This is a genomic window from Arthrobacter citreus (assembly GCF_038405225.1).
In the GTDB taxonomy this organism is placed as follows: domain Bacteria; phylum Actinomycetota; class Actinomycetes; order Actinomycetales; family Micrococcaceae; genus Arthrobacter_B; species Arthrobacter_B citreus_A.
Genome location: NZ_CP151657.1, coordinates 129050 through 151143 on the forward strand (window position 1 = coordinate 129050; position 22094 = coordinate 151143).

The 22094-nt window shown below is 65.6% G+C and carries 24 protein-coding genes and 1 riboswitch; of the genes, 19 read left to right on the plus strand and 5 right to left on the minus strand.

Annotation, left to right across the window (positions count from 1 at the left end; translation table 11 throughout):
- Position 1 precedes the first annotated feature (1 nt).
- On the plus strand, positions 2 to 766 hold the full coding sequence (locus tag AAE021_RS00610) for a class I SAM-dependent methyltransferase (protein ID WP_342023772.1): 765 nt from the start codon (positions 2 to 4) through the stop codon (positions 764 to 766).
- A gap of 204 nt (positions 767 to 970) precedes the next feature.
- Positions 971 to 1891 carry an LLM class flavin-dependent oxidoreductase gene (locus tag AAE021_RS00615; protein ID WP_342023773.1) on the plus strand — a complete coding sequence of 307 codons (921 nt, stop codon included), beginning with the start codon at positions 971 to 973 and terminating at the stop codon, positions 1889 to 1891.
- Between the two features lie 31 nt (positions 1892 to 1922).
- On the opposite strand, the gene AAE021_RS00620 is transcribed toward AAE021_RS00615, so the two are convergent.
- Genes AAE021_RS00620 through AAE021_RS00630 form a run of 3 tightly spaced genes read right to left on the minus strand, consistent with a single transcriptional unit; the run spans position 1923 to position 4858 of the window.
- Positions 1923 to 2837, minus strand: coding sequence for a sulfite exporter TauE/SafE family protein (locus tag AAE021_RS00620; protein ID WP_342023774.1), 915 nt, complete (start codon positions 2835 to 2837; stop codon positions 1923 to 1925).
- 8 nt (positions 2838 to 2845) lie between these two features.
- A complete protein-coding gene (locus AAE021_RS00625) occupies positions 2846 to 3430 on the minus strand; it encodes a rhodanese-like domain-containing protein (protein WP_342023775.1) in 585 nt (194 codons plus the stop codon).
- Between the two features lie 30 nt (positions 3431 to 3460).
- Positions 3461 to 4858 carry a rhodanese-like domain-containing protein gene (locus AAE021_RS00630; RefSeq protein WP_342023776.1) on the minus strand — a complete coding sequence of 466 codons (1398 nt, stop codon included), beginning with the start codon at positions 4856 to 4858 and terminating at the stop codon, positions 3461 to 3463.
- A 413-nt stretch (positions 4859 to 5271) separates the two neighbouring features.
- Between AAE021_RS00630 and AAE021_RS00635 the strand changes: the two genes are divergently transcribed.
- From AAE021_RS00635 to AAE021_RS00710, 16 genes are all read left to right on the plus strand, one after another.
- Positions 5272 to 5529, plus strand: coding sequence for a metal-sensitive transcriptional regulator (locus AAE021_RS00635; RefSeq protein ID WP_152220029.1), 258 nt, complete (start codon positions 5272 to 5274; stop codon positions 5527 to 5529).
- A gap of 110 nt (positions 5530 to 5639) precedes the next feature.
- Positions 5640 to 5710: riboswitch (guanidine-III (ykkC-III) riboswitch) on the plus strand.
- A 10-nt stretch (positions 5711 to 5720) separates the two neighbouring features.
- Complete coding sequence (locus AAE021_RS00640; protein ID WP_342023777.1) at positions 5721 to 6035, plus strand: multidrug efflux SMR transporter; 315 nt, start codon at positions 5721 to 5723, stop codon at positions 6033 to 6035.
- A gap of 195 nt (positions 6036 to 6230) precedes the next feature.
- Positions 6231 to 6701 carry a hypothetical protein gene (locus tag AAE021_RS00645; RefSeq protein ID WP_342023778.1) on the plus strand — a complete coding sequence of 157 codons (471 nt, stop codon included), beginning with the start codon at positions 6231 to 6233 and terminating at the stop codon, positions 6699 to 6701.
- Positions 6698 to 7696 (plus strand): MAB_1171c family putative transporter, encoded by a 999-nt coding sequence (locus tag AAE021_RS00650; RefSeq protein ID WP_342023779.1) that lies wholly within the window; start codon positions 6698 to 6700, stop codon positions 7694 to 7696. Before AAE021_RS00645 ends, AAE021_RS00650 begins: the two co-directional genes overlap by 4 nt.
- Entirely contained in the window at positions 7696 to 8874 is a 1179-nt protein-coding gene (locus AAE021_RS00655) for an alpha/beta fold hydrolase (protein ID WP_342023780.1), read from the plus strand. The genes AAE021_RS00650 and AAE021_RS00655 overlap by 1 nt, the downstream gene beginning before the upstream one ends.
- Entirely contained in the window at positions 8864 to 9295 is a 432-nt protein-coding gene (locus AAE021_RS00660; protein WP_342023781.1) for a hypothetical protein, read from the plus strand. The genes AAE021_RS00655 and AAE021_RS00660 overlap by 11 nt, the downstream gene beginning before the upstream one ends.
- Positions 9296 to 9475: 180 nt before the next feature.
- Entirely contained in the window at positions 9476 to 10564 is a 1089-nt protein-coding gene (locus AAE021_RS00665) for a LacI family DNA-binding transcriptional regulator (protein ID WP_342023782.1), read from the plus strand.
- A gap of 76 nt (positions 10565 to 10640) precedes the next feature.
- Entirely contained in the window at positions 10641 to 11531 is an 891-nt protein-coding gene (locus AAE021_RS00670) for an SMP-30/gluconolactonase/LRE family protein (protein ID WP_342023783.1), read from the plus strand.
- Between the two features lie 14 nt (positions 11532 to 11545).
- A complete protein-coding gene (locus tag AAE021_RS00675) occupies positions 11546 to 12898 on the plus strand; it encodes an MFS transporter (protein ID WP_342023784.1) in 1353 nt (450 codons plus the stop codon).
- A 78-nt stretch (positions 12899 to 12976) separates the two neighbouring features.
- Complete coding sequence (locus AAE021_RS00680) at positions 12977 to 14272, plus strand: MFS transporter (protein ID WP_342023785.1); 1296 nt, start codon at positions 12977 to 12979, stop codon at positions 14270 to 14272.
- 46 nt (positions 14273 to 14318) lie between these two features.
- On the plus strand, positions 14319 to 15098 hold the full coding sequence (locus AAE021_RS00685; protein ID WP_342023786.1) for an SDR family oxidoreductase: 780 nt from the start codon (positions 14319 to 14321) through the stop codon (positions 15096 to 15098).
- A gap of 28 nt (positions 15099 to 15126) precedes the next feature.
- Positions 15127 to 16059, plus strand: a complete 933-nt coding sequence (locus AAE021_RS00690) for a 3-keto-5-aminohexanoate cleavage protein (protein ID WP_342023787.1) — start codon at positions 15127 to 15129, stop codon at positions 16057 to 16059.
- 29 nt (positions 16060 to 16088) lie between these two features.
- A complete protein-coding gene (locus AAE021_RS00695; RefSeq protein WP_342023788.1) occupies positions 16089 to 16883 on the plus strand; it encodes a CoA transferase subunit A in 795 nt (264 codons plus the stop codon).
- The gene (locus AAE021_RS00700) at positions 16883 to 17554 is read left to right on the plus strand and encodes a CoA transferase subunit B (RefSeq protein ID WP_342023789.1); all 672 of its coding nucleotides are present in this window, start codon (positions 16883 to 16885) and stop codon (positions 17552 to 17554) included. Before AAE021_RS00695 ends, AAE021_RS00700 begins: the two co-directional genes overlap by 1 nt.
- Before the next feature lie 12 nt (positions 17555 to 17566).
- Positions 17567 to 18784, plus strand: coding sequence for an acetyl-CoA C-acyltransferase (locus tag AAE021_RS00705; protein ID WP_342023790.1), 1218 nt, complete (start codon positions 17567 to 17569; stop codon positions 18782 to 18784).
- An 8-nt stretch (positions 18785 to 18792) separates the two neighbouring features.
- Positions 18793 to 19743 carry a glycerate kinase gene (locus AAE021_RS00710; protein WP_342023791.1) on the plus strand — a complete coding sequence of 317 codons (951 nt, stop codon included), beginning with the start codon at positions 18793 to 18795 and terminating at the stop codon, positions 19741 to 19743.
- Here the strand turns inward: AAE021_RS00710 and map are convergent.
- Positions 19724 to 20491, minus strand: a complete 768-nt coding sequence (gene map, locus AAE021_RS00715) for a type I methionyl aminopeptidase (RefSeq protein ID WP_342023792.1) — start codon at positions 20489 to 20491, stop codon at positions 19724 to 19726. The two genes, AAE021_RS00710 and map, sit on opposite strands and share 20 nt — an antisense overlap.
- Before the next feature lie 64 nt (positions 20492 to 20555).
- Between map and AAE021_RS00720 the strand changes: the two genes are divergently transcribed.
- Complete coding sequence (locus tag AAE021_RS00720) at positions 20556 to 20858, plus strand: helix-turn-helix transcriptional regulator (RefSeq protein ID WP_342023793.1); 303 nt, start codon at positions 20556 to 20558, stop codon at positions 20856 to 20858.
- On the opposite strand, the gene AAE021_RS00725 is transcribed toward AAE021_RS00720, so the two are convergent.
- Positions 20855 to 22069, minus strand: a complete 1215-nt coding sequence (locus tag AAE021_RS00725) for an MFS transporter (protein ID WP_342023794.1) — start codon at positions 22067 to 22069, stop codon at positions 20855 to 20857. The two genes, AAE021_RS00720 and AAE021_RS00725, sit on opposite strands and share 4 nt — an antisense overlap.
- Between the last annotated feature and the right edge of the window lie 25 nt (positions 22070 to 22094).

Below are 22094 nucleotides of genomic sequence, written 5' to 3' on the forward strand. Positions count from 1 at the left end.
CGTGGAACCGGGGAACTACTACGCCACTCCCGAACTCGCAGCCGCGTATGACGCAGACAGTGCGGGCCGCCGGGACCTGGACTTCCATCTGGAGCTGGCTGCCGGGTTGAACGCCGTCCGGGTTGCCGACATCGGCGCCGGAACCGGTCTGCTGTGCAGCATGCTGGCCGGAGCGGGGCACGAGGTGGCCGGTGTTGAACCGCAGCGCACCATGCTGGATATCGCCCAACGGCAGGAACACGCCGCCGCCGTTTTGTGGCTGCACGGAACGGCCGAAAGACTGCCGGCCGGATGGGCCGACCTGGTGGTGATGACGGGGCACGTCGCCCAGTACTTCCTGGATGATGCAGCGTGGGCTGAAGCGGCTGCCCACGCCAAGCGGGCCCTGAGGCCGGGCGGTCGGCTGACCTTTGAAGTGCGCAATCCCTCGGTGGAAGCCTGGCGGACCTGGCCGACGGCGGGACGGAGCTGGCCGGCCCGGAGCATGGATCGGGGTGCCGGGCCGGGGACAGGGAATGCCCCAGGGCGGGGGATAGTCAGCACGGAAGTCCGCCGCGAAGGTGACCTGATAACCCACCTTGACACTTGGACCATGGACCACAGCTCTTGGACCACAACGGAAACCCTGAGATTCCCCTCAAAGGAAGCCGTGCTGGCGGGTCTGGAATCGGCGGGGTCGACGGTGGACCGCATCTGGGGGGATTGGGACCGCAGCCCGGTAACACCTCAGTCACCGGAATGGATCTTCCTCACCCACCCGGTTTAGCCCGGACCGCAGCGTCTACACTGGGCTCCCTGCGCCACCACTGCCGCTCTGCCGCCACCATCACAGCTGCCGCTCTGCCGCCACCATCACAGCTGCCGCCCTGCCAATACCACCGACCGCCTGCCGATAGCACCGACCGCCTGCCGATAGCACCGACCGCCTGCCGATACCACCGACCGCCTGCCGATACCACCGGAGGACCCCATGCCCGACTACGGCCGTAACCTGTTGTTTGGTTCCTTCATAACGCCGGCAGCGTCGCCGCCGCAGCATGCCGTGGAACTGACGGTCACCGCCGAATCTTCGGGGCTGGACCTGGCCACCTTCCAGGACCATCCGTACCAGCCGCGGTTCCTGGACACCTGGACGCTGCTCTCCTACGCCGCTGCCCGCACCGAGCGGATTACCCTGGCCACCAACGTGCTGAACCTGCCGCTGCGCCAGCCCGTTATTGTGGCCCGCAGTGCAGCCAGCCTGGATCTGCTGAGCGGCGGCCGGTTTGAACTCGGGCTCGGCGCCGGAGCGTTTTGGGATGCCATTGTGGCCGTTGGGGGAGAGCGGCTGGAACCGGGAGATGCAGTCACCGGACTTGGCGAAGCGATCCGGATCATCCGGGGCGTCTGGGACGAGGCCGGGCGCACACCGCTGCGGGTGGACGGGAAGATCCACCAGGTGCGTGGCGCCAAGCGCGGGCCGGCGCCCGCGCACGACGTCGGTATCTGGCTCGGCGCCTACAAGCCCCGCATGCTCCGGCTCACGGGGCAAACGGGTGACGGGTGGGTGCCCTCGCTGAGTTACCTGCCGGGCGGCCCCGCCGATTTGGGCCCCATGAACGAGACGATCGACGACGCCGCCACAGCGGCGGGCCGGAACCCCGCCGTCGTGCGCCGGCTGCTGAACATCAGTGGCACCTTCTCCGCCACAGGCGGTGGGCTGCTGCAGGGACCGCCGGACCAGTGGGCGAAGGAACTGGCCGCGATGGCCCTGGAACACGGCATCTCCGGCTTCCTCCTGGCGACCGACAGTGGAGAGGACCTGGCCCGGTTCGGCCAGGAGGTGGCCCCGCAGGTGCGGGAACTGGTGGCCGCTGCCCGGGGTGGAACGCCGGAGGCCGGCCAGGCATAGCTCGGCCGGCCTCCGGCCTGCGCCGAAACCGCTAGGAAGAAGTGCGTTCTTCGGTGGGTTCGGGGGCTGGCTGGGAAATCGGTGCGGAGTCCAGAGCCTTGCGCAGCGGGCAGGCCGGGACGAAGAACCAGCACAGCACTGCGGCGGCGGCGATCACTGCGGCGGTTATCCCGACCACGGCGTTGCCGGGGGAGGGCAGTTCCTGCACCAGGACGAAAACGCCCATGAGCAGCACGAAAACGCCAAAGCCCTTCCGCAGTGCGGCTTCCGGAATCCGCCCGGCCAACCGGGCCCCGAGGAAGGAGCCGGCTACGGCCGCTGCGGTGACTCCGCCGACCAGCGCCCAGTCGAGACTGACGCTGGTGAGGTATCCGCCGAGCCCGGCGAAGGACTTCATGGCGATGACAACCAGCGAGGTGCCCACTGCCACGGGCATGGACAGCCCGCCGAGCAGCGCCAGCGCGGGGACCACGAGGAACCCGCCGCCGGCGCCGACCAGCCCGGTGACCAGGCCGACGACGAGGCCTTCAACGATGACCTTGCCCACCGGCAGATCATTGTTGTGGGTCGCCGCAGAGACGTCCCTGCGGCCCCGGATCATCGCCATGGAGGTGGCGACCATCATGAGGGCGAAGGCGATCATCAGGATGGTTCCGGGAATGTGCCCTCCCACGAGCCCGCCGCCGAAGGCCCCGGCCATGCCGGCGGCACCGAAGATCAGTCCGGTGCGCCACTTCACGCGCCCCTTGCGGGCGTGGGTGACAGCGCTGACGGCGGAGGTCACGCCGACGACGAAGAGCGACGCGGCGATGGCCTCCTTGGGGTTCATGCCCGCAACATAGGTCAGGATCGGAACGGTGAGAATGGACCCGCCGCCGCCGAGCAGGCCGAGCGAGAGGCCGATCAGCACCGATAGCAGGAGGGTCGCAACGAGGGTGACGGTCATGGCAGGTGCTAGGCCTTCACAGCGGGCAGCGAGGCAATAACCGAGTCGCGGGTCGGTTCATTGGCCGTCTTGTTCCACGGCATCGCAGACAGTGCCTTGCCCATGGCGCAGGTGTTGGTGGCCGCGGAGAAGGTCAGCCCGGCGCCGATGAAACCGGCGACGGTGCGGAGCCGGGGGGACAGGAACTTTCCGCCGGCCAGGCCGGCAATCACCAGGGAACCGGCCGCCATGCGCACCTGGCGCTCCAGATCCCAGGTCTTGGCACCGGCAACGGTTTCGCCGCCGGCCTGGGAATAGGCGGGGACGCCGCCCACCAGGACATGGGTGTCATTGAAGCCGACTCCGGCCAGGTTCTTCCGGGCTTCGGAGGCGCGGACACCTGACTGGCAGACGAGCACCACCTTGGTGTCCAGCTTGGCGGCAAGCTCATCGGTGTGTTCAGCCAGCAGGGGAAGCGGCACATTGTAGGAGCCCTTGATGTGCAGGGTTTCGAACTCGGCGGCGGAACGCACGTCCAGCACCACAACCTCCTTGCCGGAAGAGATCCAGTTCTTGAGGTCTTCGGAGATCACGGTCTGCGGGGTATTGCTCATGGGGTTCTTTTCTGTCGAAAGGTCAGCGGGTTAGGCGTTGTGCGTGAAGTTCCAGGCGTTCCAGCCCGCGTAGCTGCCTTCGAGCTCGACGACGTCGAACCCGGCGCGGCGCAGGGCCGAGGCTGCCACGGAGTTGCGGACTCCGGACTGGCAGTAAGTGACGATGGTTCCGTCAGCGGGCAGTTGATCCGTGTTCCACAGCACCCGTCCGGCGCTGAGCTGGGCGGAGCCGGGCACGTGGCCGGCGGCATGCTCGGTTTTGTTGCGGACGTCCAGTACCAGGGCCGCGTCGAAGTTCTCCAGTTCCGCCGGGGAAATGGTGCGGGGAACGGAGACCGGCAGTCCGTCGAGCGTGGTGAAGTAACCGGCGACGGCGTCGATGCCCACGCGGACCAGGTGATCCCACAGGTCCATGGCGCTTTCCTGGTTCCCTGCCAGCAGGATCACCGGGCGGTCATCCCGCTCGGGGTCCAGCGCCCAGGCTCCAAAGCTGGCGAACTTGGTTCCGGCCGGAATATTCACGGCCCCCTGCACCGTGCCCTGGTGGACCAGGCTGTGGGGACGGGTGTCCACCACTGAGATTTCGTCGGCAGCCAGGCGGGCGGCAACTGTTTCCACCGGAATTTCAGGAAGCGGCGTACGCTCTCCCATCACAGCCGGACCCTGACGGTTCTGACGCTTCATCCGGCCAAAGTAGGCGTGGGCATCGGGCTGTCCGTCGAGCAGTGCGGCAATGAACCCTGCCTCGTCGTCCGCGGCCAGGAAGGGGCCCCACCAGGAGAAGTTGCGTTCGTAGCCCACGGTGGAGGAGGGGAGTGCGCCCAGTGCCTTGCCGCAGGCGCTGCCCGAGCCGTGACCCGGGAAGACCTGAACGTAGTCAGGCAGGGTAAGGAACTTCTCCTTCAGGGAGACGAACAGATCGTGCGCCCCGGCGAAGCGGGTGTCGACGCCGCCGGCGGCTTCGTCCAGCAAATCGGGGCGGCCCAAATCACCGGAGAAAACGAAGTCTCCGGAGAGCAGGAATCCGGGGCTGTTGCTGAAGGCACCGTCGGTGATCAGGAAGGACAGGTGTTCCGGCGTGTGCCCGGGGGTGTGCAGCGCCTTGACGGTGATGTTGCCCAGAGTGATCGCGGACTGGTCAAAGAGGCGCTCGCCGTCGAAGCCGTACTGCCAGTCTTCTCCGCCTTCACCGGAAACATAAATCTGCGCGCCCGTGGCAGCGGCAAGCTCCCGGGTTCCGGAGAGGTAGTCGGCGTGGATGTGCGTTTCGGTGACGGCGACGATCTTCATGCCGTTGGCTGCAGCCAGCCGGCGGTACACCTCGATGTCACGGCGGGCGTCCACCACCAGCGCCTCGCCCTTGGCCTGGCAGCCGATGAGGTAACTGGCCTGAGCCAGGTCTTCGTCATAGATGCGTTCGAGAAGCATGTGTCTCCTTGGGATTCGAGAGTTGATACCCGGAGGGGTATGAGGGGATCTTCACCGCCGCGCCTCCGGGGCATGGCGGCTACTTCGGCTAGCGGCCGAGAAGGCGCGTTAGCCAACCCTTTGACGGCGGCGCTTTCGGTGCGTTCCTGTCGCAGGTGCAGCGCTCGCTGCGGGGAATGTGCGACATGACCTGCTGGACATGCTGTCCGCATCCAGCCCACGTCATCTTCTGGCACTTACGGCAGGTAACTGCGCGGCACATGTGTTTCTCCTCTGGTGTGGGTGGCTGGCGGTTGCTACCGCCACATCGAGTCTGGCATATACCCCCGGGGGTATCCAAATCACTCATGCGGGGCGCCTGAGGAAACCCCCTGGGGTATAGGATGAATGGACGTTAACCGAGGAGGGGCAGCATGCAACTGGAATCAGACGACATGAAACCGGCCATCAACAGGCTCAAGCGGGCCAGCGGGCAGCTCAGCGCCGTCATCCGCATGCTGGAAGAAGGCGCCGACTGCAAGGATGTGGTGACGCAGCTCGCGGCAGCTTCCAAGGCCATTGACCGCGCGGGGTTCTCCATCATCGCGACGGGGCTTGAGAAGTGCCTTGCGAACGAGGATTCCACGGCCGACCGCGCCGAGATGGAGAAACTCTTCCTGACCCTGGCCTAATATCGCCCCCTGCGCCCAGATGCCTCGCCAATGTGGTCAGATGCCTCGCCAATGTGGTCAGATGCCTCACCAAATTCTACGCCGGCTTCACGGCGTGAGAGCTTTAAGGCAGAGCCTCACCATCACAGTGAGCCTCCCGGACGATGGGTGCCGTACCCGGTGTGCGACAAGACGGCCCATGGGAGATTGTTATGGCGTGGATCATTCTTGTTGTGTCCGGCGTACTGGAAGCTGTATGGGCAACTGCCCTGGGCAAATCCGACGGCTTCAGCAAACTCGGACCGACTCTGGTGTTTATTCCGTCGCTGCTGGCCAGTATGGCCGGCCTTGCCTTTGCGATGAGGGAGCTGCCCACCGGCACGGCCTATGCGGTATGGGTGGGAATTGGCGCATCTTTGACCGTTGTTTATGCCATGGTCACCGGAGATGAGGCGTCATCGCTGCTGAAGGTTGTGTTCCTTATGATGATCGTTGGCGGGGTAGTGGGCCTCAAGCTCAGCCACTAATCCCTTCGGCCTTGAATGCGGCCGGCTAATCCATCAGGAAAACGAAACCGGCCCGTGCCGGGCATAGCTGCGAAAACTCTCGCAAGTCCCCCAACTTTCGCAATGCCCGGCGGCGGGCCGGTTTCTCCATAATACATGATCGGAACATGTTCCGATCATGAATGCAGCGGGACATCAGGTACATTGATGGTTCCCATGGATGAACAGCTGCGCCGAACCGCGAGAGACGCCTTTGACCGTCTCCGATTGCCCGAGCGCATAACCCTGGAATCGCTGATCAAGCACTTGGAAACCCTCCGCAACCGCAGAATCGTGATTGTCGAGAGCGAAAAGCTCAACGGAAAGAAAATCTGCGGACTCTGGATTCCGCGGGAGCACGTTGACGTGGTTTATCACTCGGCAACAAAAGGAATCCTGCACCGCCAACAGCTGATTCTCCACGAGCTCTCCCACATGATCCTCCGGCATGATGAATACGAGGGCGCCACGTGGCAGGGGATAAAAATCTTCCAGGAACTCTCCGGGGAGACGGTAACCAAAGCGTTGGCCCGCGGAGATTTCCGCTCCGACCTGGAAGCCACCGCCGAACACTTGGCTGACCTTCTGGCAGCGGCGCTGCGGGAATCCACCCAAGAGATCTTCAGATATGAGGCGTACTTCGAATGATGAACCTGCTGGTCGCGGCGTTCATGTGGCTGCTGGTCCTGACCCTGTCCCTCCGTGCCCGCGCCCGCCCGGACAACTCGATGCTGAAAGCCGCCGTGGTCATAGCGGCGTCCCTGACCACCAACATCAATGAGGTGTACCGGTGGGCTGCGGAGCTGCTGCCCTGGGCCAACGCACTGGACCTGGTCTCCAATATTCTGCTGATTACTGGCGTCTTTTACCTCTCCCGCGCCATCACCCTCGGCGCCACGGCCGGGAGCAGCCGGGGCAGTGGAGGGGTGTGGGGGCGAGCTGGCGCGCTGGGGACCGCCGTGGTGATGGTGGTTACCTTCGCGGCAATCGACAATCCGATGCCGTCCACAACATTCATGCTGGATTACGGCGACCAGCCCGCAGCCGCCCTGTACTCAGCCGTTCAATATGTCTACATCTTTGCCGTCATGGCGGCCACACTCGGAACCTGCGTCCGGAACGTTCCCCACATGCGGCGCCGGCGGTTCCGGGCCGGATTCAGCATTATCGGCACGGGCTGCGGCGTGGGCCTGCTGCTGTGTGCGTCAGTGATTGTCATGGACGTCACGCATGTGACGGGGCAAGAGGGCATCATGAGGTCAGTCGGCGGCGTTTATGACGTGCTGTATCCCCTGACGGTTGTCCTGTTGTCCGTGGGCCTGGCAGTTCCTCCGCTCGGCAGGATCATCAATGACATCAGTATCAAGCGCCAGATCAGGCAGCTCGAGCCGCAGCTCAAAGCCCTCTGGACCAAAACTGCCGCCCGGACCCCCGACGTCAGCCTCATCGGAGGCACGCCGGACACAGCCCCTGCACTCCGGAAATCCGCGCGCGGCGCCACTGACGCCATCCACCGCCTGGTCATTGAGATCCATGACTGGATAGCGGTGACCGGAAACCCGGGCGCTGAATTGTCGACGGCGGATGCGGCGGCCCTGCGGGAGGCCGAGGCGCTGTGCCTGAAACAGGGGCGCATGCTTTGATGCGCCGCCTCGCTGTGCCGGCGGCAGGCGCCGTCGTCGTGCTGGGTGCCCTTGCCGCAGTGAGCGGTTCGCTGCTGCGGGCCAAAGTGACGGATGCGGGCCGGAGCCAACGGCTGATCCCGGTCCTGGGAAGCGGACAAACGGCAGGCCGGGAGTATCTGGAATTTGAGCCCGGAGGGTTTGCCGCGCACCCGGGACGGCTGAGCATGCGCGCACCGTCCGGTGGCGACCTCGTGGTGCTCGCTCCTCCCAGCGTGTCCGGCCAGCGGCTGCGTCGGACGGTGGAAAGAGGCAGCGCCTCCCATATTGCGCGCGACGGCGCGGGACAGTTGAGCGGACATCTGGGCGAAAGCCCCGCCGACTTCGGGTACCCCTATCAGGAGGTGTCGGTGGAAGGGCTCCCCGCGTGGGTGGTTCCGCCGCCTGTTCCGGCGAAATCCAGCGGGCTGTGGGTGATCCATGTTCACGGGTTGGGCAGTTCGCGCAGCCAGTGCCTGCGTGGAGTGGAAGCCTTTGCCGGCCTCGGATTCACCTCTTTGCTGCCGTCGTACCGAACGTCGCTGGATCTCTCGCCGGATCCGGGGCCCAGCCACTTGGGGGTCAGCGAGTGGGAGGACATTGACGCCGCGAGGCGTTACGCCCTGGACCATGGCGCGAAGCGCATTCTGTTTGTCGGGTGGTCCCTGGGCGCCTCCATCGTGCTCCGCACGATCGCCCGCGCGGGGGACAACAGCACGGCGGGAGTTGTCCTGGTGTCCCCGGCACTGGACTGGCCGGCCATTATCTCGGCACAGCTGCGGGGCATCGGCTGCCCGCGGATCATCGCCCGATTGCTGCCTCACACACTCAATCTGGTGCGTGCCAAGGGTGAGCCCGTTATCCGCTGGAAGGAGATGCCCGGGACATACATGCAAAAACATTTAACATTGCCCACTATGATTTTTCATGGGTCGGATGATCATTCCGTGCCGGTGGAGCTCTCCCGAATACTCGTGTCCAGGCAAAAGCAGCCTGTCCGATTCGTTGAGTTTGAAGGCGCCCACCACACCTTGGAGTGGAATTCCGCTCCGGAGTTGTGGAATCAATCTGTTCAGGCCTGGTGCCGTTCCCTGGGCCTGGACGTTAGCGAAGACTTTATCGATCACCCTGTCGGAGGCGAAATAAACCATGGCCGCTGAAAGCACTGCCCAGCGCAACCTGAGGGAATCGCAGATCCTCGCCCGCAAAATCGATCTGCTGCTCGATGTCATGGTGTCAGCCGACGGAAAGCCCTACGAGTTTCAGGACATTCAGACAGCCCTGGCCGCAAAGGGCGTAAAACTTTCCCGCACCCGCTGGCACCACATCAAGACAGGGGATACCACAGTCCGGCAGCCGGCGGAGGTGGTCATTGCCCTGGCCGAATTCTTCCAGGTCAAACCGGATTATCTCCTCGATTCCGACGGAGCGGTTCCGGAGCGGATTCAGCACGAACTCGAACTGCTGGCTGCCATGCGCCGGGCCAGGGTCAAGGAATTCGCCACGCGCACGTTAGCCGATGTGGACAATGAAACCCTTAATGCCATTGCGGCCCTTCTGGACGATTCGCAGAAATACTAACCGCCGCCCCGCCCGGCGGCTCCGGCGCTCAGCCTGTGCGGGGTCACGGCGGCAGGCGCCACTCCGAGCCGTGCCGGAACTGATGACTTTACTTAACGTTGCTTAACACTCTTGCGTCCCCTCTAATAGACACGGTGGCGTTCGTCACACTGATGATCGCAGAGCCGCGGAGGAGGCAGCATGACCGGCAGGGAAACCGCAACTGCTGTGCCGGACGAGGCATCGGCCCATGTGCCGGCAAGGCTCAGCAAGGTCTCCGCCGCTGCCGTCGCGCGTGCCTGCGGTGTGTCCCCGGCCACCGTCAGCTATGTGATGAACGGCAGGCCAGGGGTTTCCGCCGAGACCCGGCGGCACGTGGTCAAAATCGCCAACGAACTCGGTTTCCGCCCTGCCGGCCACGGCAACCTTCCGGACCCGCTGCTCACCCGCGTTGTGGGGCTGATCCTTCCGAACATCGTCAACCAGATGTACACCGGCTGGGCCCAGCACGTCATCACCGCCACCGCGGCCGAGGGCTTCGAGGTTTTTGTTGCCACCACCCAGGATGACCCGGAGTCACTCGCCCAGATAGCCTCGACGCTGGCGGCACGAAACGTTGACGGAGTCATTATCGCTGCGGCGCTGCGTGAGGACTCACGTGCGCTGCGCACCCTGAGGCAGAAGCGCATCCCCTACGTTTACCTGTCCCGGCGCTCCGAGCACAGTCCCGGAGACTTCGTGGGAATTGACGACGACGCCGCGGCTTCCGCGCTGATGTCCCATATCCTGGGCCACGGCTACACGGAAATTGCCACTGTCATTGGCCCGCGCTTCTCCACCGCATCACTGGCCCGCGAACAGGCGTTTGTCCGCACGGCAGCGGCAGCGGGCATCAGCATCTCCGGGGACCGGAAAATCAGCACCCGGCTCAATTCCGACGGAGGGCTGGTGGCAGCGGAAAAGCTGCTCAGCTCAGCCGCTCCGCCACGGGCGATCGTGTGCGGCTCGGACGAGATCGCCATCGGCGTGATGGAACACGCGCTCTCCCTGGGCCTTCGCATCCCGGAGGACCTCGCTGTGGCCGCCGGTGACGGCCTGCCCCACAGCCGCTCCAGGCTGATCGGTTTGACCACCATTGTGCAGCCGGTCAAAAAGATGGCCGAACTGGCCTTTGACCTGCTGCTGGACCAGATCACCACCCCGCGCAGCACTTATGCCCACGAAGTGTGCGGCCACCGCCTGCACCTCGGGACAAGCTGCGGCTGCCGGCCTGACCCGCCGGCAACATAACCAGCAAAGTCACTCCCGCGCACCCAGCGCCGATTACCCTCCCAGCACCATCCGATCCCAGAAGGGCCATATCGTCATGCTCCAGTCACCGCACATTGAGGTGTTGCTCGACATAAAAACCACGTTGGGCGAAGGCCCGATCTGGGATGCGGAGTCCCAGCGGCTGCACTGGATCGACAGTGCCGACGGGCGTATTTTCCGCGCCACCCATGAGGGCAGGGAGCTCCGCTCCTGGGACGTGGGAGAGCCCATTGGCTCCATGGCGGTTTCCCGGGACGGCAGCTTCTTCCTGGCCGCGCTGAAGAGCGGACTCCACCGGGTCGGCGTCGCGGACGGCGTGCAGGAACTGATCATTAACCCCGAACCCGATCTTCCCCACAACAGGCTGAACGACGGAAAGGTGGACCGGCAGGGACGCTTTGTCTTCGGCTCGATGGACACGCTGGAGGAGCAGGCCAGCGGAAAGCTGTACAGCTACACCCCCGAGGGGGAGCTGAACATCCTGGACAGCGGGATCGTGGTGTCCAACGGCCCGTGCTTTAGCCCGGACGGGCGCATCCTGTACTTCGCCGATACCTGGACCGGCCTGATCTGGGCCTATGACTACGATCCGGCAACCGGCCAGGCGAGCAACCGGCGCACCTTCGCCACCGTGGACACCAGCAGCGGCGGCGCCGCGGACGGCGCAACCGTTGATGCCGAGGGCTACCTGTGGCAGGCCCTGGTCTACGGCGGAAAAATCATCCGCTACGCACCCGACGGCACGGTGGACCGGGTCATCCAAACCCCGGTCCTGAAGGTCACCAGCCTCGCCTTCGGCGGCCCCGATCTGGACACGCTGTTCGTCACCTCCATGGCGCGACCGCCGCTTCCCCGCTTCCCCCAAGACGGCCAGCAGCGCGGCTCACTCTTCGCCGTATCCGGCCTGGGCGTCCACGGACTCCCCGAACCCCGCTTCGGCGCCTAAGCAGAAAGTCCGCCGTGTCTACCTCGCCAAAACGCTCCCGTCTTTCCCTGAAATCCGTCCACAAATACTCGTGGGTGTCCCTCCTGGTGTGTTGGCTCATCTGGATCCTCAACGCCTATGACCGGGAAATCATCCTGCGCCTGGGCCCCACCATCTCGGAGACCTTCAACCTCTCGCCCGAGGCATGGGGCGGCATTGCCTCCGTGGTGATGCTCGCTCTGGCCGTCATGGCCATCCCCGGCGCCGCCATGAGCGATAAATACGGAAGCGGCTGGAAACGCGCGCGCTTCCAGGTCCCGCTTGTCATTGGCTACGCGGCCCTGTCCTTTATCTCCGGCTTCAAGTTCATCAGCCACAACATCGTTGCCTTCATCGCCCTGCGCGTGGGCGTCAACCTCGGTGCCGGCTGGGCCGAACCGGTGGGAGTCAGCAACACCGCCGAGTGGTGGCCCAAGGAACGCCGGGGCTTTGCCCTGGGCGCGCACCACACGGGATATCCGATCGGCTCCCTGCTGTCCGGGCTGGTGGCGGCCATGATCATTTCACTCTTCGGACCGGAAAACTGGTCCTACGCCCTGTTCCTGGCCCTGATCATCGCCATCCCCCTGATGCTGTTCTGGGGAAAGTACTCCACGCCGGACAAAATCACGGCACTGTACGCGGACATCGAGGCCCAGGGCCTCACCCCGCCGGAACTCGCCGACCCGGCAGCCGAGCGCCCCAAGGGACTGCTGAAAAAAACCCTGAAGGAACGCACCATCATCCTGACGGCCGGCACCACGGCGCTCACCCAGATCGTCTACATGGGCATCAACATGGTCCTTCCCGCCTACCTGTTCAACGTCGTCGGCCTATCCCTTGCAGCATCAGCCGGCCTGAGCGTTGTTTTCGCCCTGACCGGCATCCTGGGCCAGATCATCTGGCCGACGCTCTCGGACATCATCGGCCGCAAAATCACCATCGTCATCTGCGGGGTGTGGATGGCGGCATCGGTTGCGGCATTCTACTTCGCGACATCCTCGCTCCTGGTGGTCATCATCCAGCTCGCCTTCGGGCTTGTGGCCAACGCCGTCTGGCCGATCTATTACGCGGCCGCCTCGGACGCCGCCCCCAAGGGAGCCACATCCACCGCCAACGGCATCATCACCACTGCCATGTTTATTGGCGGCGGAATCGCGCCGTTCCTCATGGGCCAGTTGATCACGCTGGGCGGAGGCTGGGAGGAACGCACCGGCTACGTCATCTGCTTCCTGGCCATGGCAGCGCTGGCCCTCCTCGGCGTCGTGCTGCAGCTTTTCACCCGCAGTGACGCGCACCCCGGGACCGGGGCAGCAGCAGAGCAAACCGAAGAGCCAGCCACCACTTAAATCCGCACTTTCCTCCACTTCCCCGCACCCCTCACCGAAAGTTCCTTCACCATGTCCTCGACTGCGCAAACTACGGCCATGAGGCCGCAAGCTGTCATCAACAAGATCATTTTCCGCCGCGTCATGCCGCTGCTGATCGCCGCCTATGTCATGGCGTTCCTGGACCGGACCAACATCGGCATGGCCAAGGACCGGATGGAGATTGACCTCGGCATCTCCGCCACCGCGTACGGCATTGGCGCCGGCCTGTTCTTCCTGACCTACGCCCTCTCCGAAGTGCCGTCCAACCTGATCATGCACAAGGTCGGTGCCCGCTTCTGGATCATGCGCATCATGATCACCTGGGGCATCCTCTCCGCCTGCATGGCACTGGTCCAGGGCGAATGGTCCTTCTACATCCTGCGCATGCTGCTGGGAGTGGCCGAGGCCGGGCTTTTCCCCGGCGTCATTTACTTCCTGACCCAGTGGTTTGTCGTCAAGGACCGGGCCAAGGCCAACGGCATGTTCCTGCTTGGCGTTTCGCTGGCCAACATCATCGGCGCCCCGCTCGGCGGGCTGCTGCTGACCATGGACGGCATTGGCGGCCTGCACGGCTGGCAGTGGATGTTCATCATTGAAGGCCTGCCCGCCTGCGCCCTGGCCTTCGTCGTCTGGAAGTACCTGCCGGACAAGCCCACCGACGCGAAGTTCCTGACCCGCGCGGAAGCCGAGGACCTCGAGGCCCGCATTGCAGCCGAGGAAAAAGCCGGCGCTGAAGCCTCCGGAAACTCCAAACTGCGCCACGTGCTCAAGGACAAGCAGATCCTCCTGGTGGTGTGCATCTACTTCACCCACCAGATTGCCGTCTATGCGCTGAGCTTCTTCCTGCCCTCCATCATCGGCAGCTACGGCGAGCTGGGCACCGTCCAGATTGGGCTGCTCACCTCGGTGCCCTGGATCTTCTCCGCCGTGGGCGCACTGCTGCTGCCCCGCCTGGCCACCAACGCATCGCGCTCCCGACTGATCGCCACCTGCACCATGGTGGGCATCGTCGCCGGGTTCACGCTTGGCGCCGTCGGGGGACCGGTGCTCGGCATGATCGGATTCTGCCTCGCCGCCTTCAACTTCTTTGCGCTACAGCCGATCCTCTTCACCTACCCGGCAACCCGGCTGTCCGGCGCGGCACTGGCCGGCGGCATCGCCTTCGTCAACAGTGTTGGCCTGCTTGGCGGCTTCCTCGGCCCCTACATCATGGGCTTCATGGAGGACATCACCGGGTCCAAGGTCTCCGGCCTCTGGTTCATCGTGGCCATGTGCGCCATTGGCGCCGTCCTGACCCGCTCGCTCAAACGCGGCGCAGAAAACCCGGAGAAATCCGCCGTCGCGGCCCACTAAAGCCTCCGCCAACCCCACACCTTTCCACCGTTTAGGAGCACCACCCATGGAATCCACCGGACTCGACTACACCGGACGCAAGGTCCTCGTCACCGCCGGCGCTGCCGGCATCGGTCTGGCCATCGCCACCCGGTTCCAGGAACTCGGCGCCGCCGTCTTCGTCACCGACATCAATCCGGCAGCCGTCGAGGCCGCCCGCACCGCTGGTTTCGCCGCTGCCGTCAGCGACGTTTCCGACGAGGACCAGGTCCGGGTCCTGATGGACACCGTGCGCGCCGAACTTGGCGGGCTGGACGTGCTGGTGAACAACGCCGGCATTGCAGGACCCACCGGACCCATCGACACGCTGGACGCAGAGGCCTGGAAAACCACCTTCGACGTCAACGTCCACGGCCAGTTCTACTGCATCAAGCATGCACTGCCGCTGCTGCGCGATGCGGAGCAGGCCGCCGTCGTCAACCTGTCCTCCGCGGCGGGACGGCTCGGCATGGCCGGACGCAGCCCCTACTCGGCCTCCAAATGGGCCATCGTGGGGCTGACCAAGACCCTGGCCATTGAGCTCGGCGGGGAAGGCATCCGGGTCAACGCGATCTGCCCCGGCGCCGTCAACGGCCCCCGCATTGGCGCCGTCATCGAGGCCAAAGCCGCCATGCTGGACCGCCCGGTGGAGGAAGTCACTGATCTGTACCACCGCCAGTCATCACTGAACCGGCTGGTCGAGGCACAGGACATTGCCAACATGGCCGTCTTCCTGGCCGGCAACCTTGCCCGCAACGTCAACGGCCAGGCAATGGCCGTTGACGGCAACACCGAAAAACTCTACTGACCGCTGCTCCACCACGTAAGGAACCACCATGGCCACGAAGCGTAAAGTCATCATCACCTCCGCCGTCACCGGAGCCATTCACACCCCCACCATGTCCCCGCACCTGCCGGTTACGGCTGACGAAATTGCCGAAGCGGCAATCGGTGCGGCAAAGGCCGGAGCGGCAATTGTGCACATGCACGCCCGCGATCCGAAGGACGGCCGGCCGTCCCAGGACCCCAAGCACTTTGAGCCGATCCTGAACAAACTCAAGGCCAACACCGACGCGGTCATTAACATCACCACCGGCGGTTCTCCGCACATGACCGTGGAGGAGCGGATGCTGCCGGCGTCCACGTTCAAGCCGGAACTGGCATCCCTGAACATGGGGTCCATGAACTTTGGCCTGTACCCGATGCTGGAGCGGTACTCCGAGTTCCAGCACGAGTGGGAGCGGGAGGGGCTGGAGAAGTCCCGGGACCTGGTCTTCAAGAACACGTTCGCTGACATCGAGAACATTCTGGCCATCGGCAACGCCAACGGCACCCGCTTCGAGTTTGAGTGCTACGACATCTCGCACCTGAACAACCTGGCGCATTTCCACGGCCGCGGCCTGGCCCGCGGACCGCTGTTCGTGCAGTCAGTGTTCGGCCTGCTCGGCGGCATCGGGGCCCATCCCGAAGACCTGATGCACATGCGCCGCACCGCTGACCGGCTCTTCGGCGCTGATTACCAGTGGTCCATCCTTGGCGCCGGTAAGAACCAAATGCCGCTGGCCACCATCGGCGCGGCCATGGGATCCCACGTCCGCGTGGGGCTGGAGGATTCCCTGTGGATTGGCCCCGGCCAGCTCGCCGCGTCCAACGCCGAGCAGGTCACCCGCATCCGCACCATCGTGGAGGCCCTGAACTTTGAGGTGGCCACACCGGATGAAGCCCGCGAAATGCTGCAGCTGAAGGGCAGCGTCAATGTTGGCTTCTAACCCGCTTTCCGAGCAGAAGGACCGCGACCGTGGATAAAACGTACAGCTCCGCCGCAGCCGCCGTGGCCGACATACCTCATGGAGCTTCGCTGGCCGTTGGGGGCTTCGGCCTGTGCGGAGTGCCCTCGGCCCTGATTACCGCACTGCGGGAACAGGGCACCGGAGACCTGGAACTGGTGTCCAACAACTGCGGCGTGGATGACTGGGGACTGGGCGTGCTGCTCGCTGACCGCCGGGTCCGCCGGGTGGTCGCCTCCTACGTGGGAGAAAACCGTGAATTCGCGCGCCAGTACCTGGCCGGTGAACTGGAAGTCGAACTGACCCCGCAGGGCACCCTCGCCGAGCGCCTGCGCGCCGGCGGGTCGGGGATTCCCGCGTTCTACACAGCCACGGGCGTGGGCACCCAGATCGCTGACGGCGGCCTGCCCTGGAAATACGACGGCGACGGGACCGTTGCGGTTGCCTCTCCGCCCAAGCCCACCGCCGAATTCACCCTCGGCGGCGCCGCAGGGGAGTACGTCCTGGAAGAGGCCCTGGTCACCGACTACGCGCTGGTGCGTGCCGCCAAGGCTGACCGGCACGGCAACCTGGTCTTCCACAGCGCTGCCCGCAACTTCAATCCGCTGTGCGCGATGGCCGGAAAAATCACCATCGTCGAGGTCGAGGAGCTGGTGGAACCGGGTGAGCTGGATCCGGACGAGATTCACCTGCCCGGCGTCTATGTCCACCGGGTGGTGCTCCTGAGCCCGGAGCAGATCACGGCCAAACGGATTGAGAAACGAACTACCAGTCCCGAACCACTCCCCGAAACGGAGCGCAACTAATGTCAGCTGACAAAGGCTGGAGCCGCAGCGAAATGGCTGCCCGTGCCGCACGGGAGCTTGAGGACGGAAGCTACGTCAACCTGGGGATCGGCCTGCCGACGCTGGTGCCCAACTTCGTGCCCGACGACGTCGAGATCACCCTGCAGTCCGAAAACGGGCTGCTCGGGCTCGGTCCCTATCCGCTGGACGCGGAGGTGGACCCGGACCTGATCAATGCCGGCAAGGAAACGGTAACCCTGCGCCGCGGTGCCTCCACGTTTGACTCCGCCATGAGCTTTGGCATGATCCGCAGCGGCAAGATCGACGCCGCCATCCTCGGCGCCATGCAGGTCTCCGCCGCGGGGGACCTGGCGAACTGGGCCATTCCCGGCAAGATGATCAAGGGCATGGGAGGGGCCATGGACCTGGTCCACGGCGCCCGCAGAATCATTGTCCTGATGGAACACACCGCCAAGGACGGCGCTGCCAAGATTGTCCGCGAATGCTCGCTGCCCTACACCGGCCGCGGCGTGGTCAACCGGATCATCACTGACCTGGCCGTTCTGGATGTGGTTCCGGGCGAGGGGCTCGTGCTGCGCGAACTGGCGCCGGGCGTCTCTGTGGCGGACGTGCATGCCGCCACAGAAGCCGAGTTCACCGTTGATGTCAGCCTGACCCAACCCGCACGCTGAATAGGACCTCCCATGGCGCACACAACAGATTCCCGCAACCGGACCGTCATTGTCGGCGGCGCCCGCACCCCCTTCGGCAGGTTCCTCGGCGGCCTTTCCAGCCTCACGGCCGCGGAGCTTGGCGCAGCCGCGATCCGTGCCGCGCTGGAGCGTTACGACGTTCCGGCCGCAGCCGTGGACCATGTGGTCCTGGGCCAGGTCCTCACCGCGGGTGCCGGGCAGATACCGGCCCGCCAAGCGGCCAGCCTGGCCGGGCTGGACATGAGCGTTCCGGCCACCAACGTCAACAAGGTGTGCCTCTCCGGCATCGCCGCGATTGCTGACGCGGACCGGATGATCCGCTCCGGCGCCGCACAGGTGGTGATTGCCGGCGGCATGGAATCCATGTCCCAGGCACCACATCTGCTGCCCGCTTCGCGCACCGGAAACCGCTACGGTGATTTCACCGCGGTGGACTCCATGAACCATGACGGCCTGTGGGACTACTTCACGGACCAGTCCATGGGGGCGCTGACCGACAGCGCCAATAACTCCGGGGACGGTTTCAGCCGCCGGCAGCAGGAAGAACTCGCGGTGCTCAGCCACCAGCGTGCCGCCCGCGCCCAGGAGGACGGCACCTTTGACGCCGAAATCACCCCAGTCGATGTTCCCCTGCGGCGGGGCCGGACCATTACCGTCTCCGCGGATGAATCAGTCAGGGCCGATGTCAGCGCCGAAGCACTGGCCGGCCTCCGCCCGGCTTTCGGCGCGGAGGGCACCATCACTGCGGCAACGGCGTCACCCATTTCCGATGGAGCGGCTGTGGTGATCCTCATGAGCCGGGCACGGGCCGAGGAACTGGGCCTGTCCTGGCTGGCCGAAATCGGCGAGTACGCCTCGGTGGCGGGACCGGATTCCACCCTGCAGTACCAGCCCGCCCGGGCCATCCAACAGGCGGCATCCCGGGAAGGGCTGGCACCTGAGGAGCTGGACATCATCGAGATCAATGAAGCCTTTGCGCTGGTGGGGCTCGCCAGCGCCGGCATGCTGGGCGTGCCCGCTGAGAAGATCAACGCCAACGGTGGGGCCCTGGCATTGGGACACCCCATCGGGGCCTCCGGCGCGCGGCTGGTGCTGCACACAGCACTCGAGCTCAGCCGCCGCGGCTCGGGCACCGGTGCTGCGGCACTGTGCGGCGGCGGTGGACAGGGTGATGCGATGATCCTGCACGCACCGGGCCGCACGCCGTGAACATCCTGGTGGCACCGGACAGTTTCAAGGGCACGTATTCCGCTGCCGAGGTGGCCGCGCACATCGCGGCGGGTATCCGCTCCGCCGGGGGAACCGCCGAAGAGATGCCCGTTGCCGACGGAGGGGAGGGAACGTTCGACGTCGTCTTCCGCGGCCTGGATGCCCAACCCCTTCCCCTGCAAACCGTTGGTCCCTGGGGCGATCCAACCGAGGCGGTGATCGGCCTCAGCGCATCGGGCACGGCCGTGGTGGAACTGGCATCGGCCAGCGGCCTGAACCTTCCCGCCAGCGGGAAGCGGGATCCGGTGACGGCGAGCACCTACGGCACCGGCGTACTGATAGCGGAGGCGGCCCGGCGCGGTGCCCGCCGGATCCTGGTGGCTGCCGGCGGATCGGCAACGACCGACGGCGGCGCAGGCGCGATCCGGGCCATCGACGACGGCGGCGGGCTGCGCGGCGCCGAACTGGTGGTCCTGTCCGACGTCACCACCCGCTTCACCGACGCTGCCCGCGTCTTCGCACCGCAGAAAGGCGCCGATGCGGCAACTGTGGAGCTGCTGACCAGAAGACTCAACGAGTTGTCCGGGACCCTGAAACGCGACCCCCGCGCCGTGGACCGGTCCGGTGCCGCCGGCGGATTTGCCGGCGGCATGTGGGCCCAATATGACGCCGACTTGGTCTCCGGCGCGGATTTTGTCCTGGACCTGCTGGAAGCCGACGCACGGATCGCCGCCAGCGACGCCGTCGTCGTCGGTGAAGGCCGCCTGGACTCCCAAACCGGTCAGGGCAAAATCATCGCGGCCCTGCTGGCCCGCAGCGGTGAGATCCCGGTTTATGCGGTGGTCGGCTCGGTCCATGAGGATCTGGGCAGTTACGCCGACCGGTTCGCCGGAATCATCATTGCCGGCGACGCTCCGTCGATGGTGGCGGCCGGAGCGGCTATCGCGGCAGGGTCATGATTTCGGCGCCGTCCTCAGTGATGGCGATCGTGTGTTCGCTGTGGGCCGTCCGGCATCCGGTGGCGCTGCGCAGCGTCCAGCCGTCGGCGTCCGTCACCAGCTCGTCGGTGTCCGCCATGATCCACGGCTCCAGCGCCAGCAGCAGTCCGGGGCGCAGCTTGTAGCCTCGGCCGGGGCGTCCGGTGTTGGTGATGTGCGGGTCCTGATGCATGGTGGATCCGACGCCGTGGCCGCCGAATTCGGTGTTTACCGGGTAGCCCGCGGCGCTGAGCACCGTGCCGATGGCATGGGAGATGTCGCCAACCCGGGCTCCGGGCCTGGCGGCGGCGATCCCAGCCTTCAAGGCACGTTCCGTCACCGCGATCATGTCTGCATCCTGCTTCGACTGTGAGCCCACCGTGAAGCTAATGGCTGAGTCCGCGACCACTCCGCCCAGGGATACCGCCAGGTCGAGGGACAGCAAATCGCCGTCGGCCACCGTGTAGTTGTGCGGGAGTCCGTGCAGCACCGCATCATTCACCGAGGTGCAGATGTAGTGGCCGAAGGGTCCGCGCCCAAAGGACGGGGCATAGTCGACGTAGCAGGAAACGGCTCCCGCCTCGAGAATCATGGCTTTGGCCCACTGGTCGATCTCCAGCAGGTTGGTCCCCACCGTGATGCGGCCCTTCAGCGTTTGCAGGATGTCCGCAACCAGCGCGCCTGTTTCCCTGGCGCGGACGAGCTCGGCGGGACTCATGATCTCGATCATGCGGAACCTTTCTGTTTTCCAATAACTATCCCGGCAATAGTATCCCGGTATTAGTATTGGAGCCATGGTTAGACTGCCGCACACTCCCGCCGAGGTTCAACGAGGACAGCGCCTCGGTGTTTTGCTGCGCCGGGCCAGGGGAGACCGGCCCATGTTAACGACGGCGCTTGACGCCTCCGTTTCGCCGGAGACCCTCCGCAAGATCGAATCCGGCCGGGTGGCCACTCCGGCGTTTTCCACCATCGCCGCCATAGCCGGGGTGCTCGGGCTGTCCCTCGATGAAGTGTGGGCGGAAATTAGCCGGCCCGATCCCGGCGTGGCCTCCGCTGCACCGGACTCCGGCGCAGGGCAGCGGCTGGCCTCCTAGCCCGTCTCCCCGCGGCGGGGCGCGAAAACCAGTGCGCCCGCGGTGCAGGCGACGGCGGCGGTGAGGAACGCCGGCCCGAAACCCGCTGCCTCGATCATGCCGCCGGTCACGGCTGATCCCGCGGATTGCCCCAGGACGAGGCCGATGAACAGGACTGACGTTCCGGCGGCGCTGCTGGCCGAGACCTGCGCGGCCCAGATGATGAGCACCGAGGTGGAGCTGGTGTAGGCGAGGCCAAAGAGTGCCGAGGCTGCGAAGCCGAGGAGGGGGATGTCCGGCGCCGCGGCAAAGGCGCCGGTGGCGGCGGCGACGGCCAGTACGGTGATCCGCCAGGTTGTCCGCACCGGGTGCCGGGCGAGCCACGGCGCTGCCAGGACGGCGGCCGCGCCGCCCAGCCCCAGCGCAATCCACGCCGCCGCAGTGGCTGCGGCCGGCAGCCCGCCCTGTTCTTCGAGCAGAAGCCGGCCGTGGACCCATACTGCAGCGGAGCCGGCACCGAAGATCAAGGCTGCGGCGATGGGGCGCCGGAGCTTCCGCATGCTCACAGTGCCGGCCGGCGGGACTGATGCGGCGCCCGGCTCACCATCCCCGCCACGCTCCCCTCCCTGTCCACGGTCTTTACCGGAGCCGGAAGGAGCCGCTGAGGTGTCCGCGCGCAGCACGCCGATCATGGCCGCGAGCGTGATCACCGCTATGAGGCCCCAGGCCAGCCGCCAGGACGAGCCCAGGGCAAGGGCGAGGGCACCGGCAGCCACCACCCCAAATCCGGTGCCCGAATTCACCACCGACTGGAACTTCTTCTGCTTCCCCGATCCGACGTTGCGCTGGACCAGCTCCACCAGGGCCGGTGAGGCGAAGCCGGCCCCCAAGCCTGCAACCAGGACGGACCCGGTAAAAAACGCCGTGCCGGGCGCGACGGCGATGCCTGCGCTGCCCAGCGCCGCCGTCGTCCCGGCCAGCACCGTCATCAGGCGGGGACGGGTGGGGGCATAGCGGAAGCCCGCCAGCGCAGCGGCGCAGTACAGCACCGAAGTTCCGGATGCCAGCAGCCCGCCGATGGTGGGGCTGAGGCTGAAGGCCGCCGAAAAAGCCGGCAGGAAAAGACCGTAGCCGAGCCGCGCCAAGCCATACGTCGCGGCGACCAGGGCGACGGCACCCACCGCAAAAAGGGGACCGGCCGGCGTTTCTGTGGACTGTAACGTACGTTTCATTGAAACGGACGTTATAGCCTTGGGG